We start from the raw sequence: 18,097 nt of genomic DNA, 5'->3' as shown, positions 1-18,097 counted from the left end.
CCTCCAACTTAAATATCAGATGCTCTGTGAAAATCACCGTTTTTCCCACCTGTTTTTTCTACTAAATAGGTCGGGCCGATGATCATCCCTTTGTCTATTGCTTTGCACATGTCATAAACGGTCAGTGCACATACTGAGGCAGAAGTGAGCGCTTCCATCTCCACACCCGTACTTCCTTTTGTTTTCACCTGTACTTGTATGTTCAGAATGTACGCATTTCCGTCTTCCTCCCAATCAAAGGAGATATCGACACCTTTTAATGCAAGCGGATGACACATTGGAATGATGCTGGACGTTTGCTTTGCTGCCATGATGCCAGCTACCTGTGCGACAGATAGTACATCCCCTTTTCCAATGTCATGCTTTTGTATTTGATGAAATACTTCTTTTATCATACGAACGCTTGAAACAGCAACGGCAGTTCTCACTGTAGACGATTTGTCACTAATGTCGACCATCTTTGCTCTTCCTTGTTCGTTAAAGTGGCTAAATTGACTCATCTTTCAACGCTCCCTCACTCAAATCATACACTATTTTTTCCTATCTGTCTTTCATTTGACCATGGCAGCCGTATGTAAGATTTGCCGGTTTACTGCTGATAAGCTACACTTAACATATTATAGCAGAGGTGAAGTTACATGATGATTCTACAAGTGAATCAGCTGTCCAAATCGTTTGGCGCTGATACCGTTTTAACGAATATAAAATTGGAAGTCAAAGCGAGGGATCGTATTGCCATTGTCGGTCGTAACGGTGCAGGAAAATCCACGCTTTTAAAAATCATTGCCGGTCAAATGTCTTACGAACAAGGTGAGATCATCAAACCGAAAGACCTATCCATTGGATATCTAGCACAGCATACAGATGTGACGTCTACACGTACGCTAAAAGACGAACTACTATCCGTTTTCGATCATTTAAAAGAAATGGAACAAGAGATGAGAACCATAGAAGAGAAAATGGCTTCTTCCACAGGAACAGAATTAGATTCTCTAATGAAAACCTATGACAGACTGCAGCAAGCATTTAAAGATCAAGGCGGCTATCAATATGAAGCAGATGTCCGCTCTATTTTACACGGACTCGGCTTTAGTCATTTTGAAGACCATACAACCGTCCAATCCTTAAGCGGCGGTCAGAAAACCCGTCTAGCGCTTGGAAAGCTATTATTGATGAAACCAGAACTCTTGATTTTGGATGAGCCAACCAACCATCTAGATATTGATACCTTATCATGGCTTGAGCAGTATTTGCAAAATTATACAGGAGCCATCCTTATCGTTTCCCATGACCGATACTTCTTAGACAAAGTAGTCAACCATGTATATGAAGTGTCAAGAACAGCGATGAAAAAGTTCGCTGGGAACTATAGTAAGTATCTTGACCAAAAAGCTGAGCAGCTAGAGCGTGATATGAAGCTGTATGAAAAACAACAAGAAGAAATTTCGAAGCTTCAAGATTTCGTGGATCGCAACTTAGCAAGAGCCTCCACCACAAAGCGTGCTCAAAGCAGACGGAAACAGCTGGAACGGATGGATCGTTTAGATAAGCCGTTAGGAGATGAAAAATCCGCAAACTTCCATTTCGATATTATGAGGCAAAGCGGAAATGACGTGCTGAAGGTGCATGATCTCGATATTAGTTACGATCAAAAAACGCCGCTCCTCTCCTCCCTCTCTTTTCATATTAAACGGGAGGATAGCGTGGCACTCATCGGTCCTAACGGTATCGGGAAATCAACTCTTTTAAAAACCTTAACGGATACGTTAAAACCAGTAAAAGGCGAGATCAGCTTTGGTTCTCATGTGACGATTGGCTACTATGATCAGGAACAAGCCAAGCTGACATCCTCCAAAAAAGTGTTAAATGAACTTTGGGATGATTATCCCCATATGACTGAAAAAGACATTCGGACTTGTTTAGGAAACTTCCTTTTTTCAGGTGATGACGTCTTAAAGCCTGTACATGCATTAAGCGGTGGAGAAAAAGCACGACTTGCACTGGCAAAGCTGATGCTCCAAAAAGCCAATTTCCTCATTCTCGATGAACCGACGAACCATCTTGATTTAGACAGTAAGGAAATATTAGAGAATGCACTAATTGATTATCCAGGCACCATCTTGTTTGTTTCACATGACCGTTACTTTATCAATCGCTTGGCAACAAAAGTTCTCGAGTTGTCACCAAATGAAACAAAAGAATACCTCGGTGACTACGACTACTATCTTGAAAAGAAAAACGAACAATTAGAGCTTGAAGCACTGCAAACTCAGAAGACGCATAAAAAACAAGCAGAAAAACCAGTAGAAACAGCAAAACTTTCCTATGCAGAAGAGAAAGAACTCAAAAAGAAAGAAAGACAAAAGCAGCGCCGAATTGAAGAAATTGAAGAGCGTATCGCTGTCATCGAAGACAAGCTCGGTGAAAACGAAGAGCTTCTATGTGATCCTGCTATTTTCCAAGATCACGAGAAAGTACAAGCCATTCAAACAGAAAATGATGCGCTCAATCAAGAGATGGAATCACTTTTTGCGGAATGGGAAGATCTATCAGATGCATAAAGAGTGCCCTAACGGGTGCTCTTTTTTTAAGGTGAGAATCTTTATCCACAATGATACCCACAATAACATCTTGATTATTCTTAAATATTTTAAAGTTATCCACTTTATCCACAGTATTTTAATCACATATCCACATAAAAGATCACATTTATACACATTCTCTTCATTTTAAAACGAATTTTCTAACAATTGTGGATATATAACGTTTACATGTGAATAAATCGCTTTCATTTCAATAGAAAAAACTCCTGTATATCCACAGGAGTTCCAAATTTTTGACAAAGGGCTAAAATGAACTTGATTTTAGCCCTTTGTCTTCTTTTCAGCGTGATAGAAAACCTTTGAAGTCTAGGAAGGACGAGTACTGGCGCGGAGCGAATTTCACATTCGTGAGCACCAGCACGCAGGACTGACAAAGAATGCGAGGGTTTGTCTACACGCTGAAACTCCTGTATCCACAGGAGTTCTTATTCATAGGAGACAAGCGGCAGTCCAGGTTGACCGTTCATTGCCATGTCGCCTCTTATTCCCTTTTCAAATGCAATGGTTCCCGCAGCAGCAATCATGGCTGCATTGTCTGTACAAAGAGACAATGGCGGAATCATGACATTCACTTCAGGTAGCTTCGCAAATGCTGAAGTAAGGGCTTCTCTAAGACCTTTATTGGCAGCAACCCCGCCAGCTAGAACGACTTGTTTCACACCATACGCTTCAGCCGCTTTTAATGTCTTTCCGACTAACACCTCAATCACGCTTTCTTGGAAACTTGCAGCCAAATCCTCTGGCGCAATAGTTTCGCCCTTTTGAGACGCATTGTGTAACGTGTTGATAACCGCTGATTTTAAACCGCTGAAGCTAAAATGATAAGACCCTTCTTCAAGCCATGCTCGAGGAAGCTTAATCGTTGGCTCCCCTTCATGTGCCAATCGATCAATGTGAGGTCCCCCTGGATATGGCAGACCCATTGTCCGAGCTACTTTGTCATACGCTTCTCCAGCCGCATCATCCAACGTTTCACCAATGACCTCAAAAGACCCATGCTCTTTCATCAAAACAAGCTCAGTATGCCCACCAGAGACGACTAGAGCTAAACAAGGAAACACCAGTTCACCAACGAGCTGGTTCGCATAAATGTGTCCAGCAATATGATGAACACCAACAAGCGGAATTTGTTGTGCAAAACTCAATGCTTTGGCTGCATTGACACCTATCAAAAGTGCACCAACTAAGCCCGGACCTTCTGTCACAGCAATGGCGTCTAAATCCTGAAAGGTCATATTGGCCTGCGTCATGACTTCTTCTAATACGATTGTCATTTGTTCCACATGATGCCTTGAAGCGATTTCTGGTACCACGCCGCCAAATCGTTTATGGCTTTCTATTTGTGAGGCGACAACATTCGCTACGATCTCTTTCCCATTTTTCACAATGGACGCAGCTGTTTCGTCACAGCTTGTTTCTATACCTAATATGAATCGATCTTTTTTTTCACTCATTTATCTTCACCCACATGACTAATGCATCTTCCCCGTTATCCGTATAATAATTCTTTCGAATAGAAGCTGGTTTAAAACCTAGCTTTTCATAAAGGGATTGTGCTGGCGTATTTGATACCCGCACTTCTAGTGAAAGATGATCTGTCTTTTTTTCTTTGCAAAATTCCATGACATATCGAAGCAGCGCTTCCCCGTATCCTTTTCCCCGGTGCTCAGGGAGAATCGCAATATTCGTAATTTGTGCATCATCCATGACAATCCAAACGCCGCAATACCCAACAGGCTGACCATCTTCTTCAATGAGGAAATAATGGCTGTATTGGTTATGGAGAATTTCATAGACAAACGACTCTTTTTTCCAAGGCGCTGTAAACGAATGCACTTCAATCGTATATACCTCTGGGATGTCCTCTACTGTCATTCTTCGCATCTCTACTGTGTTGAGATTATTTTTGTCCTTCAAGCCATTTCACTTCCGCTTCTGCCAAACGAATATAATTAGGAACAAGCTGATGGACATCTTCAGCAGGGCGGTCTGCCCCTAAAAATGCGAGCACTGAAGGTCTTGGGTTATGAAATGCCTCGTCTGCGATCACAGCAGTTTCTCCAAGTATGGAGAGAACATTCTCTTGATGAAGATGCACATCATGTCCAAGAAATAAAACAGAGTTCCCTTCCTTTTTCAGCTCTTGAAGCCAATCAGTGAGCAGGATATTTTGATCTGGTTTCGCTTCTTTTATCTTTCCACCTTCAAATGTATATAACCCTGTATAAACTTGTCCTCTTCTTGCATCAAATATAGGAGAAATCATTCCATCAAAATATCGAGCATTTGCCGCCAGCGTTTCTAAACTTGAAACAGCAGTTATCGGGATAGACAGCGTCCAAGCAAGTGTTTTTGCAATGGTCACACCGATTCTAACGCCAGTGTAAGAACCGGGTCCTTTGGCTACAACAATTTTGCTTAATTCGTTCGGTGCTACGCCGCATTCTTTCATCAATGCTTCAACTGTCGGCATTGCTCGTACTGAATGATTCTTCTTTAAGTACGTAATACTTTCCCCAACCACAGTGTCATCACGGACAAGAGCTATTCCGAGTGTATGGTTTGACGTATCAATTGCCAGTATGGTCAATGTCTTTCATCTCCTTACAAAGGGCCTCATAGCGCTCCCCTTTTGCATAAAACGTGAGATGACGTTCTTCTTCACGTTCTGTTCTCAGCATTTCAATTTTTAAATACGATGAAGGCAATTGAGGTTCAATGAGATGTGCCCATTCAACTAAACATACACCTTCCCCCTCAAAATATTCGCCCAGTCCAATATCTTCTTCCGCATCTTCCATACGATACACATCCATATGATAAAGTGGAAGTCTGCCATCCGTATATTCTTTAATAATTGTAAAAGTAGGGCTGTTGACGATACGGGTAATACCTAAGCCTTCTGCAAAACCTTTTGAAAAAGTCGTTTTACCTGCGCCTAAGTCTCCTTCTAATGTTAAGACATCGCCGGGCATCACAAGTGTAGCCAAGGCAGCAGCAATTCGTTTCGTCTCATCCGCACCTTTTGTTGTCCACGTTAACTTCATGGTGGAGTCACCTCATTTCTTAAAATGATTATATCCTTTTTTCATTAAAATTGTTTGTTGATCATGGTCTTTTAAAATAACGCTGGACGCTCGATCATCTTTGACTTGTCCAATACGCGTGACCTGAATGTGTTCTTTTTTACATTGCGTCTCAAATCGCTTCCAATCCGTTTCAGGGATCGTACCAGTTAAGACAAAATCCTCTCCACCGAACAAGACCCATTCCATCCACTCTTTATGTAACAACGGTAGATGTGGATGTTTTGGGAGTTGATGAGCTTCAATTTCCAGCGTTACACGACTGGCCTCCGCTATTTCGTTCAGCTCACTCGCTAATCCGTCACTCACATCATTCAAGGTCACCCGGGGGAAGCTTGAACAAATAAGGCCAGCAGCAATATGCGGCTGCGGCATTTTGTGTCGCTCTAGAAAAAAAGCAGTGTCAATCGAATGTGCAACATTTACTTCATTCATTAAAAGGGATAGCCCAGCAGCTGAAGAACCTAGTTCACCTGTGACAAAGACAACGTCTCCTGTCTGAGCACTATGACGGTAACAAGCTGTTCCCTTTGGAATCTCACCAATGACCGTTACTGTGATGACAAAGTCACTGCGGGTGGCTACTGTATCTCCACCGATTAAATCCATATGATATCTGTCAGCCAATGCTTTCATTCCCTCGTAAAAAGCTGCGACAATTGCTTCATCCCCATGAGGCGGGATCGCGATTGATACAAGATAATACTTAGGGGTTCCTCCCATGGCTGCGATATCACTGATATTCACTGCCAGCGCTTTAAATCCAACCTCAAAGGGTGTGGAAAAATCAAATCGAAAATGGACATGCTCTACCATTGTATCAACACAAACGACCTCTTCACAATGTGAATGAGGTTGATAAACACTAGCATCATCACCGATGCCCATGACCAAAGAACGCTGATGCGTTTCTTTTGGTGTAATTCGGCGAATAAGATCAAATTCATCCATAAAAGACAGCCCCTTCATACAATCAACTGATTGAGCAAACATGATGTCAGACACAGTTAGTATTAGTGTAGCGAATATGAGCCTCGGTTCCAACTAAAAACGATATAAAGAAAGCCTGGTATAAAAAAACCAGGCGTTGTTTGTTGAAGTCATGATCTTTTCTTATCACATTTAGTGTAGCCAAACACAAGGAGTTTCATTGCATCTAGGATACTTATTGAAAGAAAAAGACATAAAAAAAAAACGAAACTATACGTTTTCGTTTACAAGTCATAAAAATGGCGGTCCGGACGGGACTCGAACCCGCGACCTCCTGCGTGACAGGCAGGCATTCTAACCAACTGAACTACCGGACCATTTTGGCTGTACTCAATGAGTACTCCCTATTTAATAGGTAAAATAATTTGGTTGCGGGGGCAGGATTTGAACCTGCGACCTTCGGGTTATGAGCCCGACGAGCTACCGAACTGCTCCACCCCGCGACGATATAAAATGACAAGCTTGGCGGCGTCCTACTCTCACAGGGGGAAACCCCCAACTACCATCGGCGCTGAAGAGCTTAACTTCCGTGTTCGGTATGGGAACGGGTGTGACCTCTTCGCTATCGCCACCAAACCTGATGGAGAGAATGTTCTCTCAAAACTAGATAACAATGTTCATTTTTCACATTAGAATATAGGTTAAGTCCTCGATCTATTAGTATCTGTCAGCTCCACGTGTCACCACGCTTCCACCTCAGACCTATCAACCTGATCATCTTTCAGGGATCTTACTTCCTTGCGGAATGGGAAATCTCATCTTGAGGGGGGCTTCATGCTTAGATGCTTTCAGCACTTATCCCGTCCGCACATAGCTACCCAGCGATGCCCTTGGCAGAACAACTGGTACACCAGCGGTGCGTCCATCCCGGTCCTCTCGTACTAAGGACAGCTCCTCTCAAATTTCCTGCGCCCGCGACGGATAGGGACCGAACTGTCTCACGACGTTCTGAACCCAGCTCGCGTACCGCTTTAATGGGCGAACAGCCCAACCCTTGGGACCGACTACAGCCCCAGGATGCGATGAGCCGACATCGAGGTGCCAAACCTCCCCGTCGATGTGGACTCTTGGGGGAGATAAGCCTGTTATCCCCGGGGTAGCTTTTATCCGTTGAGCGATGGCCCTTCCATGCGGAACCACCGGATCACTAAGCCCGACTTTCGTCCCTGCTCGACTTGTAGGTCTCGCAGTCAAGCTCCCTTGTGCCTTTACACTCTGCGAATGATTTCCAACCATTCTGAGGGAACCTTTGGGCGCCTCCGTTACATTTTAGGAGGCGACCGCCCCAGTCAAACTGCCCACCTGACACTGTCTCCCTGCCCGATAAGGGCAGCGGGTTAGAAGGTCAATACAGCCAGGGTAGTATCCCACCGATGCCTCCACCGAAGCTAGCGCTCCGGTTTCCAAGGCTCCTACCTATCCTGTACAAGCTGTACCAACATTCAATATCAGGCTGCAGTAAAGCTCCACGGGGTCTTTCCGTCCTGTCGCGGGTAACCTGCATCTTCACAGGTACTATAATTTCACCGAGTCTCTCGTTGAGACAGTGCCCAGATCGTTGCGCCTTTCGTGCGGGTCGGAACTTACCCGACAAGGAATTTCGCTACCTTAGGACCGTTATAGTTACGGCCGCCGTTTACTGGGGCTTCAATTCGCACCTTCGCTTACGCTAAGCGCTCCTCTTAACCTTCCAGCACCGGGCAGGCGTCAGCCCCTATACTTCGCCTTACGGCTTCGCAGAGACCTGTGTTTTTGCTAAACAGTCGCCTGGGCCTATTCACTGCGGCTTCTCGGGGCTTTAACACCCTAAGAAGCACCCCTTCTCCCGAAGTTACGGGGTCATTTTGCCGAGTTCCTTAACGAGAGTTCTCTCGATCACCTTAGGATTCTCTCCTCGCCTACCTGTGTCGGTTTGCGGTACGGGCACCTCTCACCTCGCTAGAGGCTTTTCTTGGCAGTGTGGAATCAGGAACTTCGCTACTAAATTTCGCTCGCCATCACAGCTCAGCCTTCACGGGAAACGGATTTGCCTATTTCCCAGCCTAACTGCTTGGACGCGGATATCCAATACCGCGCTTACCCTATCCTCCTGCGTCCCCCCATTGCTCAAATGGTGAGGAGGTGGTACAGGAATATCAACCTGTTGTCCATCGCCTACGCCTTTCGGCCTCGGCTTAGGTCCCGACTAACCCTGAGCGGACGAGCCTTCCTCAGGAAACCTTAGGCATTCGGTGGACGGGATTCTCACCCGTCTTTCGCTACTCATACCGGCATTCTCACTTCTAAGCGCTCCACCAGTCCTTCCGGTCTGACTTCACTGCACTTAGAACGCTCTCCTACCACTGTTCGTAAGAACAGTCCGCAGCTTCGGTGATACGTTTAGCCCCGGTACATTTTCGGCGCAGAGTCACTCGACCAGTGAGCTATTACGCACTCTTTAAATGGTGGCTGCTTCTAAGCCAACATCCTGGTTGTCTAAGCAACTCCACATCCTTTTCCACTTAACGTATACTTTGGGACCTTAGCTGGCGGTCTGGGCTGTTTCCCTTTCGACTACGGATCTTATCACTCGCAGTCTGACTCCCAAGGATAAGTCATCGGCATTCGGAGTTTGACTGAATTCGGTAACCCGGTAGGGGCCCCTAGTCCAATCAGTGCTCTACCTCCGAGACTCTTACCTTGAGGCTAGCCCTAAAGCTATTTCGGAGAGAACCAGCTATCTCCAGGTTCGATTGGCATTTCACCCCTACCCACACCTCATCCCCGCACTTTTCAACGTGCGTGGGTTCGGGCCTCCATTCAGTGTTACCTGAACTTCACCCTGGACATGGGTAGATCACCTGGTTTCGGGTCTACGACCACGTACTCATGCGCCCTATTCAGACTCGCTTTCGCTGCGGCTCCGCATCTTCTGCTTAACCTTGCACGGGATCGTAACTCGCCGGTTCATTCTACAAAAGGCACGCCATCACCCGTTAACGGGCTCTGACTACTTGTAGGCACACGGTTTCAGGATCTATTTCACTCCCCTTCCGGGGTGCTTTTCACCTTTCCCTCACGGTACTGGTTCACTATCGGTCACTAGGGAGTATTTAGCCTTGGGAGATGGTCCTCCCGGATTCCGACGGAATTTCACGTGTTCCGCCGTACTCAGGATCCACTCTGGAGAGAACAACATTTCAGTTACAGGGCTGTTACCTTCTTTGGCGGGCCTTTCCAGACCTCTTCGCTTATATCGTTCCTTTGTAACTCCGTATAGAGTGTCCTACAACCCCAAGAGGCAAGCCTCTTGGTTTGGGCTGTTCCCGTTTCGCTCGCCGCTACTCAGGGAATCGCATTTGCTTTCTCTTCCTCCGGGTACTTAGATGTTTCAGTTCCCCGGGTATGCCTTCTCATACTCTATGTATTCAAGTATGGATACTACTCCATTACGAGCAGTGGGTTTCCCCATTCGGAAATCTCCGGATCAAAGCTTGCTTACAGCTCCCCGAAGCATATCGGTGTTCGTCCCGTCCTTCATCGGCTCCTAGTGCCAAGGCATCCACCGTGCGCCCTTTCTAACTTAACCATTTCTTACTTTAGAAAGAATCACTATGTGTGATGAACTTTGCATTGCATTCAATGTGAATGTATTACTTATTGTTATCTAGTTTTCAAAGAACAATCCTGTCTCGCTAGAGACATGTTTTGAAGGAATGATCCTTCAAAACTAAACAAGACGAAAAACGTACGCTGCTCCATATATCCTTAGAAAGGAGGTGATCCAGCCGCACCTTCCGATACGGCTACCTTGTTACGACTTCACCCCAATCATCTGCCCCACCTTCGGCGGCTGGCTCCATAAAGGTTACCTCACCGACTTCGGGTGTTGCAAACTCTCGTGGTGTGACGGGCGGTGTGTACAAGGCCCGGGAACGTATTCACCGCGGCATGCTGATCCGCGATTACTAGCGATTCCAGCTTCACGCAGTCGAGTTGCAGACTGCGATCCGAACTGAGAACAGATTTGTGGGATTGGCTAAACCTTGCGGTCTCGCAGCCCTTTGTTCTGTCCATTGTAGCACGTGTGTAGCCCAGGTCATAAGGGGCATGATGATTTGACGTCATCCCCACCTTCCTCCGGTTTGTCACCGGCAGTCACCTTAGAGTGCCCAACTGAATGCTGGCAACTAAGATCAAGGGTTGCGCTCGTTGCGGGACTTAACCCAACATCTCACGACACGAGCTGACGACAACCATGCACCACCTGTCACTCTGTCCCCGAAGGGAAAGCCCTATCTCTAGGGTTGTCAGAGGATGTCAAGACCTGGTAAGGTTCTTCGCGTTGCTTCGAATTAAACCACATGCTCCACCGCTTGTGCGGGCCCCCGTCAATTCCTTTGAGTTTCAGTCTTGCGACCGTACTCCCCAGGCGGAGTGCTTAATGCGTTAGCTGCAGCACTAAGGGGCGGAAACCCCCTAACACTTAGCACTCATCGTTTACGGCGTGGACTACCAGGGTATCTAATCCTGTTCGCTCCCCACGCTTTCGCTCCTCAGCGTCAGTTACAGACCAGAGAGTCGCCTTCGCCACTGGTGTTCCTCCACATCTCTACGCATTTCACCGCTACACGTGGAATTCCACTCTCCTCTTCTGCACTCAAGTTTCCCAGTTTCCAATGACCCTCCCCGGTTGAGCCGGGGGCTTTCACATCAGACTTAAGAAACCGCCTGCGAGCCCTTTACGCCCAATAATTCCGGACAACGCTTGCCACCTACGTATTACCGCGGCTGCTGGCACGTAGTTAGCCGTGGCTTTCTGGTTAGGTACCGTCAAGGTGCAAGCAGTTACTCTTGCACTTGTTCTTCCCTAACAACAGAGCTTTACGATCCGAAAACCTTCATCACTCACGCGGCGTTGCTCCGTCAGACTTTCGTCCATTGCGGAAGATTCCCTACTGCTGCCTCCCGTAGGAGTCTGGGCCGTGTCTCAGTCCCAGTGTGGCCGATCACCCTCTCAGGTCGGCTACGCATCGTCGCCTTGGTGAGCCGTTACCTCACCAACTAGCTAATGCGCCGCGGGTCCATCTGTAAGTGACAGCCGAAACCGTCTTTCATCCTTGAACCATGCGGTTCAAGGAACTATCCGGTATTAGCTCCGGTTTCCCGGAGTTATCCCAGTCTTACAGGCAGGTTACCCACGTGTTACTCACCCGTCCGCCGCTAACATCCGGGAGCAAGCTCCCTTCTGTCCGCTCGACTTGCATGTATTAGGCACGCCGCCAGCGTTCGTCCTGAGCCAGGATCAAACTCTCCGAGGTATGCAGGATGCATATCACACATGCGTTGCTACACGATGTAGCGAACTTAGCATGTGATCATTTCCTGCCTCGTCAGCGTTTGACTGACTACCTATGATGTATCATAGGATTTTTTTATAAAAACTCGAATTAACAGGTACGTTTTGTCTTGTTTAGTTTTCAAAGATCATTTTTTTAAAATGGAGCGGGTGATGAGAATCGAACTCACGACATCAGCTTGGAAGGCTGAGGTTTTACCACTAAACTACACCCGCGTGGTTAAATGTTATTGGCGCGCCCGAGAGGAGTCGAACCCCTAACCTTTTGATCCGTAGTCAAACGCTCTATCCAATTGAGCTACGGGCGCTTAATCAGGCGACTTAATTATCTTAACATATCGTTTTTATTAAGTCAACATCTTTTTAAAGTGTGTTTGTCGTATCTGTCTGAGCATCAGTGTTTCAGATGCGTCATCAGCGACGAATAAAAATATACCATGGATCATACAAAAGGGTCAATACATTTTTCTAAAAAAGTTTAATGTTTTTTAAGAAGTGCTCTTTTGTTAGATAAATAGAGTTTCAATCGCCCTATTTTCATTTCTTTCTTCATAATTCTAATGATTCTTAAATAAAATCTTTCTAAATCCAAAGGAGGACAAAACATGGTCACCTAGAATTTTTATTTATTGGAAAATTCTTAATATTTTCCATGCATTTAAAGGAGGTAGGAGATGATGAAAAAGTTTGTCGCTTTTCAAATCATGATCGCTTTGGTGATAGGAGCTCTTATCGGCCACTTCTTCCCTGATTTCGGAATGGCACTGCGGCCCATTGGGGATGGCTTTATCCGATTGATTAAAATGATTGTAGTCCCTATTGTTTTCTCTACGATTGTCATCGGCGCAGCTGGCAGCGGTGGAATGAAGAAAATGGGCAGTCTCGGATTAAAGACAATCATTTGGTTTGAAGTCATTACGACCATCGTTCTTGGAATCGGGCTTTTATTGGCCAACGTGTTAAAGCCAGGCGTTGGACTCGATTTCTCTCAATTAGCTAAGAAAGATATTGGGGAACTCGATGGTTATACTCAAAAGGTCGTCGATTTTAAACAGATGGTTTTAGACATCATTCCAACCAATATCATCGATGTCATGGCTCAGAATGATTTACTAGCAGTGATTTTCTTCGCTATTTTATTCGGTGTAGCCGCAAGCGGTATTGGGAAAGCTTCCGCTCCTGTCCTTACCTTCTTTGAATCAGTAGCACAAATTATGTTTAAGCTCACACAAATGGTCATGGTGACAGCTCCTATTGGAGTTTTAGCATTAATGGCAGCTTCTGTCGGACAATACGGCATTGTTTTACTCATTCCTATGATGAAACTTGTTGGCACTGTCTTCTTAGGATTGTTTATTATTCTATTTGTTTTGTTCCCTCTTGTCGCACTGATCTTCCGTTTTAACTACTTCGAAGTGTTGAAAATGATTTGGGATTTGTTTTTGGTTGCCTTTTCTACTACAAGTACAGAAACTGTTCTTCCACAGCTCATGTCACGGATGGAGAAATACGGCTGCCCAAAAAGAATCGTTTCCTTCGTCATCCCGTCAGGTCTTTCTCTTAATTGCGATGGTTCAAGTTTATATTTATCGGTTTCCTGTGTGTTTCTTGCACAAGCGTTTGGTGTCGATATGAGTTTATCACAGCAGCTCCTCATGATGCTTGTCCTTGTTTTAACAAGTAAAGGCATTGCGGCTGTCCCGTCTGGCTCACTTGTCGTTCTTTTGGCAACAGCTCATGCAGTAGGTCTGCCAGCAGAAGGTGTCGCTATTATCGCCGGGGTTGACCGGATTATGGATATGGCTCGAACAGGCGTGAATGTTCCTGGACATGCGGTTGCCTGTATTGTCGTTTCTAAATGGGAAAAAGTATTCCGAGAGTCTGCATGGGAAGTTCCAAAAGCAGGTGAAGAAACAAAAGGAATGTAATGTTTTTTATGAAGGAAAGGGGTCACCCTTTCCTTTTTTTATGGCAAAAATGTCTGCTTCAGCACGGCTTTACCTTCTTGTTGCAACTGCACCTCCGCATATGCTCCGTTAATGAGGGTCATTTGCGGAGGTACGTGTCCACAATCAATATCGTAAACAATCGGTATGTGTAATTCCTTATGCAATTCTTCATATAGATCCGTATATTCATATCCTTCCACAGAAGTGTCCACTGCACTCCTGCCAAACATGATGCCAGAGCAATGATCAAACCAGCCTGCTAGTTTTAATTGAACAAGAGACCTCTTCATGCTCGCAGCATTTAATTCACAGTTTTCAAAATACCATAGAATGGGTTCACCTTTCAGGTATGTTTCTTGAAAAGCTTTGACATCTCCAAAAGGCGTGCCAGCTAAGTGCCGGATCACATCAATACAGCCACCCATCAGTCTTCCCTTCATCGTCGTCTCTAAGTGATCAACAGTACGCCATGCGGTTGGCTCGGTTAAATGAAAGACATGAATGCTTGGATGGTCATACTGCCATTCCTTTTGATACATATCAGAAGAAAATTGAGTAACGTCCTTTTTCTCTGGAGTGGAAAGTATTTGTTCCCACATAGCCGTCACCTGATCAAGCTCTCCCCCCTGAAGATCCACCAGGTTCGGTCCATGCGCTGTCGCAATGCCTGTGTTTAATGTCAAAGCTAATAGAAGGAGACTTGTATCTGAGTAACCAAGAATCCACTTTTTTTGCATCACTGAGAAATCAAGATGCTCTAACACTTCAATAAGCAGCTGTCCGCCCCATGGCGGGATGATGTGGTCAATCTCATGACAAGTCATCATCCGCTGTAACTCATTTGCTCGCTTGATTGCAGAGGCTGATTTCGCTTTTTCCTGCTGCCATACTGTCTCTCCACATATGACTTCATAGCCTCTTTTTTTCATCCGATCGCAAGACAGTTGAAACATCTCATGCAAAGAGGGTTGTACACCTGAGGATGGTGCTGTCACACCAATTGTTTGTCCCTTTTTCAAATGCGGATACTGGATCACCCTGCTCACCTCCACCTTCTATGAATCTCTCATCTATTCATTGTAAAGAAAATTCCCCTTCTCCAAGGGGAATCTCGTCTTACTCTCTCTGACGCAGGACAGTATATACACCTGCGAAAATACACAAAATCCCAACAAACGAACGTAAGCCCATCTCTTCACCTAGAAGCATCCATCCAAGGACCGTGCCAACGATTGGTTGAAAGAAGAAAAACAGACCACCGCTTGAAGCGTCCATCAGTTGAAGCCCTCTATTCCACAAAAAGAAAGCAAGGGCCGTTGAGATGATACCTAGATACAGAATGCCGCCCCATATTTCCGGTCTTGCCATTTGCTGCACATCAAGATGAGGCAAACGAAACAAGACAGGTGGTGTTAATACGATAAAGGCCACAATGATCGCATATGTTGTCGTCACTACTTGAGGATACTTTCCTGGAACTCGTTTCAAAAGAACAGACATGAGCGCCCATGTTAATGCAGCAATAACCAGTGAAAGACCACCAACAAACTCATCCGTTTGAACAGCGACAGGCCCAATCATCGTCAGCACACCTACTGTAGCAAGCAGAATGGAGACACACTTTCTCACTGTGAATGATTCTTTTAATAGAAAGAAAGCGAAAAGCACCATAAAAGCAGGTGTGGCCGATGTGATGACGGCACCCATTTGTGCAGACGTATACATTGTGCCAATTTCTTGGGTCACGATCGAGAGAAAGTTGCCAATCAATCCAATCGCCACAATCAGCGGGATATCCTTTTTGTCTAACCGAAAAGAGTAGCCCAAACGCCAAATCGTGAACACAAGAACGACTCCAGCTATTGCATATCTCATCCAGACGAGCTCAAGTGGCGGGACCACCGCAACTGTTACTTTGACCACTACATACATACCGCCCCAAATACTAGCAGCTAACGCTAAGTAAAGGGCTCCTATATATTTTCCATTCATTTTTTCCCCTCCGTTACTGGATATATTCACTGCGATATCCACAAACGGAGATCACTCTCCGTTATGGACGGAGGTGATTTGGTACATCATGTTCAAATAAAGGCTTCCATTGCATATCAGTCACCCCAATTGTTTTTATTTTCTGATTACTTTATAACAAAATCTGGTTCACTTCAATCCTTTTTTATCGCCATGTTTCTTCATATAATAGAAGTTCAATAGGATTGACATGATGAATTCGTTTTCTTATAGTAAGTAAAACAATTGATGTTTACACAGAAAAGGAGTAGAGTTCTTTGGATGTTGAAGCTAGGAAACACATTCCCACTGCCGGAAACGAACCGTTTCTTGAGGGAATAAAAGATTGTGTGCCAACCTTGCTTGGTTATATGAGCATTGGGTTTGCCTTTGGAATTGTTGGCATTAGTTCGCAGTTAAGTATATGGGAAATCGCGCTGCTCTCTATCTTTATTTATGCTGGCGCTTCACAGTTTATCATCTGTGCATTACTTGTGACAGGAAGCCCCCTTTCCGCTATTATTTTCACCACGTTCATTGTCAATTTACGGCATTTGTTACTCAGCCTTACGCTTGCCCCCCATTTTACACGCTACTCTGTAAAGCAGAACATCGGGTTTGGTCTTCTGCTTACTGATGAATCCTTTGGCGTAGCGATGAATAAATTAGCACAGCAAGGAAAATTGAATAACAGATGGATGCATGGACTGAATATTACAGCTTATTTATGCTGGATTGCTGCGTGTACACTTGGCGGAATATTCGGACACTGGATTTCAAATCCAGAGGCGCTTGGTCTTGATTTTGCCCTATCCGCGATGTTTGCTGCGCTGCTCATTCTTTCTTTACAGACGGTGCCAAAAAATAAGCTAACCCATCGCTTGTCACTTGTTTTATATATGTTTGTTGCGATGTTTGTGCTGCTTCATTTTGTTCCTTCACACGTGGCTGTTTTGTTGGCAACTGTGCTTGTTGCCACTATTGGGGTGGTGACAGATAAATGATTAGTAGTTTTATGTTATGGCTCATTCTTGGCTGTATGATTGTGACCATCATCCCAAGAGTCGTTCCATTTTTATTTGTAAGGAGTATCCAGATGCCAGAAGTGGTGCTCAAATGGTTATCGTTTATTCCTATTTGTATATTTACCGCTTTGATTGCAGAGCATCTTTTCATACATACTACAGAAGGCGTCACCATTCACTGGATGTACCTTGCTGTCTTGGTTCCAACTGTGTTAATTGCTATTTGGACAAAAAGCTTGTCCCTCACCGTTCTAGTAGGCGTCATGCTGATGGGCACAGCTAGATGGTTTTTCTAATAGAAAAAGCTTAACCGGATGCGGTTAAGCTTTTTGTCATTTTACGATACCGTATATAAAGCCGTCATAGCCTTTTTCGCCAACAGTTTGAATAGCAGTTGCTTCAATTCTCGACTCTTGTTTGAGTAAATCGAAAAATTCACGCGTTCCCTTCACTCGCTCATCTTGATCAGAGGCATGAAGAACTGCTCCATTTCTGACCACATTGTCTGCAATAATGACTGTTCCCTTTTTTGAGAAATGTAACGCCCACTTCAAATATTTCGGGTTGTTTGGTTTGTCTGCATCAATGAAAATCAAATCGAACGGAAGCACACCCCTCTCTTTTAACTGAGGTAGCGTATCCAATGCCTTTCCTTGCAAAATGCTCACCCGTTCCGATAAGCCCGCTCTGCTGATGTTTTGCTGCGCGATCTGTACATGATGGCTGACAGCCTCTAGTGTGATGAGTTCTCCATCCTCTTCAAGAGCACGCGCCAACCAAATGGTACTATATCCACCGAGTGTCCCGATCTCTAAAATACGCTTTGCATTCTTAGTTTTTGCTAATAAATAAAGCATTTTCCCTTGAGCTGGTGACACATCAATTTCTGGCAGACCTGCTTGTTTATTATGAGTAAGAGCTTGCTCCAAAACATCATCTTTAGGAATCAACTTATCTGTGATATACTCGTCAACTTTCCCCCATACTTGCTTCATCACATCCATCTCCCTTGATCATGTCTTCTGTTATAAGTCTACATGATGATAGTGAGCGCGTATAATCAATTCTTTTCACACATCTATTCATTTTATTGATG

Annotated in this window: 13 protein-coding genes, 4 tRNA genes and 3 rRNA genes; 4 read left to right on the top strand and 16 right to left on the bottom strand. The window is 44.9% G+C overall.

Features of this window, described 5'->3' with window-relative positions:
* Positions 1-8: 8 nt before the first annotated feature.
* Entirely contained in the window at positions 9-500 is a 492-nt protein-coding gene (moaC, locus tag NSQ64_RS03650; protein WP_026050052.1) for a cyclic pyranopterin monophosphate synthase MoaC, read from the bottom strand.
* A gap of 138 nt (positions 501-638) precedes the next feature.
* On the opposite strand from moaC, the gene NSQ64_RS03645 reads away from it, so the two are divergent.
* Complete coding sequence (locus NSQ64_RS03645; protein ID WP_341015106.1) at positions 639-2,561, top strand: ABC transporter ATP-binding protein; 1,923 nt, start codon at positions 639-641, stop codon at positions 2,559-2,561.
* 467 nt (positions 2,562-3,028) lie between these two features.
* Here the strand turns inward: NSQ64_RS03645 and tsaD are convergent, their stop codons facing one another.
* The 12 genes from tsaD to NSQ64_RS03585 all read right to left on the bottom strand — a co-directional run bounded on the left by tsaD (position 3,029) and on the right by NSQ64_RS03585 (position 12,325).
* Complete coding sequence (gene tsaD, locus NSQ64_RS03640) at positions 3,029-4,057, bottom strand: tRNA (adenosine(37)-N6)-threonylcarbamoyltransferase complex transferase subunit TsaD (protein WP_024719329.1); 1,029 nt, start codon at positions 4,055-4,057, stop codon at positions 3,029-3,031.
* Positions 4,050-4,478 carry a ribosomal protein S18-alanine N-acetyltransferase gene (gene rimI, locus NSQ64_RS03635; RefSeq protein WP_008344382.1) on the bottom strand — a complete coding sequence of 143 codons (429 nt, stop codon included), beginning with the start codon at positions 4,476-4,478 and terminating at the stop codon, positions 4,050-4,052. The genes tsaD and rimI overlap by 8 nt, the downstream gene beginning before the upstream one ends.
* 25 nt (positions 4,479-4,503) lie before the next feature.
* The gene (gene tsaB / locus NSQ64_RS03630; RefSeq protein ID WP_061418121.1) at positions 4,504-5,193 is read right to left on the bottom strand and encodes a tRNA (adenosine(37)-N6)-threonylcarbamoyltransferase complex dimerization subunit type 1 TsaB; all 690 of its coding nucleotides are present in this window, start codon (positions 5,191-5,193) and stop codon (positions 4,504-4,506) included.
* Entirely contained in the window at positions 5,174-5,650 is a 477-nt protein-coding gene (tsaE, locus tag NSQ64_RS03625; protein WP_007496038.1) for a tRNA (adenosine(37)-N6)-threonylcarbamoyltransferase complex ATPase subunit type 1 TsaE, read from the bottom strand. The genes tsaB and tsaE overlap by 20 nt, the downstream gene beginning before the upstream one ends.
* A 12-nt stretch (positions 5,651-5,662) precedes the next feature.
* Positions 5,663-6,640: a thiamine-phosphate kinase gene (thiL, locus tag NSQ64_RS03620; RefSeq protein WP_268383280.1), complete on the bottom strand. Its 978-nt coding sequence runs from the start codon at positions 6,638-6,640 to the stop codon at positions 5,663-5,665.
* 279 nt (positions 6,641-6,919) lie between these two features.
* Positions 6,920-6,996: transfer RNA gene (locus tag NSQ64_RS03615), tRNA-Asp, on the bottom strand.
* 49 nt (positions 6,997-7,045) lie between these two features.
* Positions 7,046-7,122 (bottom strand) — tRNA-Met (locus NSQ64_RS03610).
* Positions 7,123-7,139: 17 nt separating this feature from the next.
* Positions 7,140-7,255: ribosomal RNA gene (gene rrf, locus NSQ64_RS03605) — 5S ribosomal RNA — on the bottom strand.
* A gap of 61 nt (positions 7,256-7,316) precedes the next feature.
* Positions 7,317-10,247 (bottom strand): 23S ribosomal RNA (locus NSQ64_RS03600).
* Positions 10,248-10,430: 183 nt separating this feature from the next.
* Positions 10,431-11,979 (bottom strand): 16S ribosomal RNA (locus NSQ64_RS03595).
* The 16S, 23S and 5S rRNA genes sit together here with 4 tRNA genes alongside, the layout of an rRNA operon.
* A gap of 180 nt (positions 11,980-12,159) precedes the next feature.
* A tRNA-Gly gene (locus NSQ64_RS03590) sits at positions 12,160-12,233 on the bottom strand.
* A 15-nt stretch (positions 12,234-12,248) separates the two neighbouring features.
* A tRNA-Arg gene (locus tag NSQ64_RS03585) sits at positions 12,249-12,325 on the bottom strand.
* Between the two features lie 369 nt (positions 12,326-12,694).
* Here NSQ64_RS03585 and gltP point away from each other — a divergent pair.
* Positions 12,695-13,945, top strand: coding sequence for a glutamate-aspartate/proton symporter GltP (gltP, locus tag NSQ64_RS03580; RefSeq protein ID WP_024719154.1), 1,251 nt, complete (start codon positions 12,695-12,697; stop codon positions 13,943-13,945).
* Positions 13,946-13,983: 38 nt separating this feature from the next.
* On the opposite strand, the gene NSQ64_RS03575 is transcribed toward gltP, so the two are convergent.
* Both NSQ64_RS03575 and NSQ64_RS03570 read right to left on the bottom strand, forming a co-directional pair.
* Positions 13,984-15,003: a S66 family peptidase gene (locus tag NSQ64_RS03575; RefSeq protein ID WP_341015101.1), complete on the bottom strand. Its 1,020-nt coding sequence runs from the start codon at positions 15,001-15,003 to the stop codon at positions 13,984-13,986.
* Positions 15,004-15,082: 79 nt separating this feature from the next.
* Positions 15,083-15,958, bottom strand: a complete 876-nt coding sequence (locus tag NSQ64_RS03570; protein ID WP_173407803.1) for a DMT family transporter — start codon at positions 15,956-15,958, stop codon at positions 15,083-15,085.
* Between the two features lie 296 nt (positions 15,959-16,254).
* Between NSQ64_RS03570 and NSQ64_RS03565 the strand changes: the two genes are divergently transcribed.
* Both NSQ64_RS03565 and NSQ64_RS03560 read left to right on the top strand, forming a co-directional pair.
* Positions 16,255-16,980, top strand: coding sequence for an AzlC family ABC transporter permease (locus tag NSQ64_RS03565; protein WP_007496390.1), 726 nt, complete (start codon positions 16,255-16,257; stop codon positions 16,978-16,980).
* Positions 16,977-17,297, top strand: a complete 321-nt coding sequence (locus tag NSQ64_RS03560; protein ID WP_058336356.1) for an AzlD domain-containing protein — start codon at positions 16,977-16,979, stop codon at positions 17,295-17,297. Before NSQ64_RS03565 ends, NSQ64_RS03560 begins: the two co-directional genes overlap by 4 nt.
* Before the next feature lie 36 nt (positions 17,298-17,333).
* Here NSQ64_RS03560 and NSQ64_RS03555 read toward each other — a convergent pair whose 3' ends face one another.
* A complete protein-coding gene (locus tag NSQ64_RS03555; RefSeq protein ID WP_341015096.1) occupies positions 17,334-17,996 on the bottom strand; it encodes an O-methyltransferase in 663 nt (220 codons plus the stop codon).
* Between the last annotated feature and the right edge of the window lie 101 nt (positions 17,997-18,097).

It is taken from the genome of Bacillus sp. FSL W8-0183 (genome assembly GCF_038006825.1).
GTDB classification, from domain to species: domain Bacteria; phylum Bacillota; class Bacilli; order Bacillales; family Bacillaceae; genus Bacillus; species Bacillus altitudinis.
The sequence above is the reverse complement of the archived record's forward strand: the minus strand, read 5'-3'. Positions and strand labels throughout refer to the sequence as shown.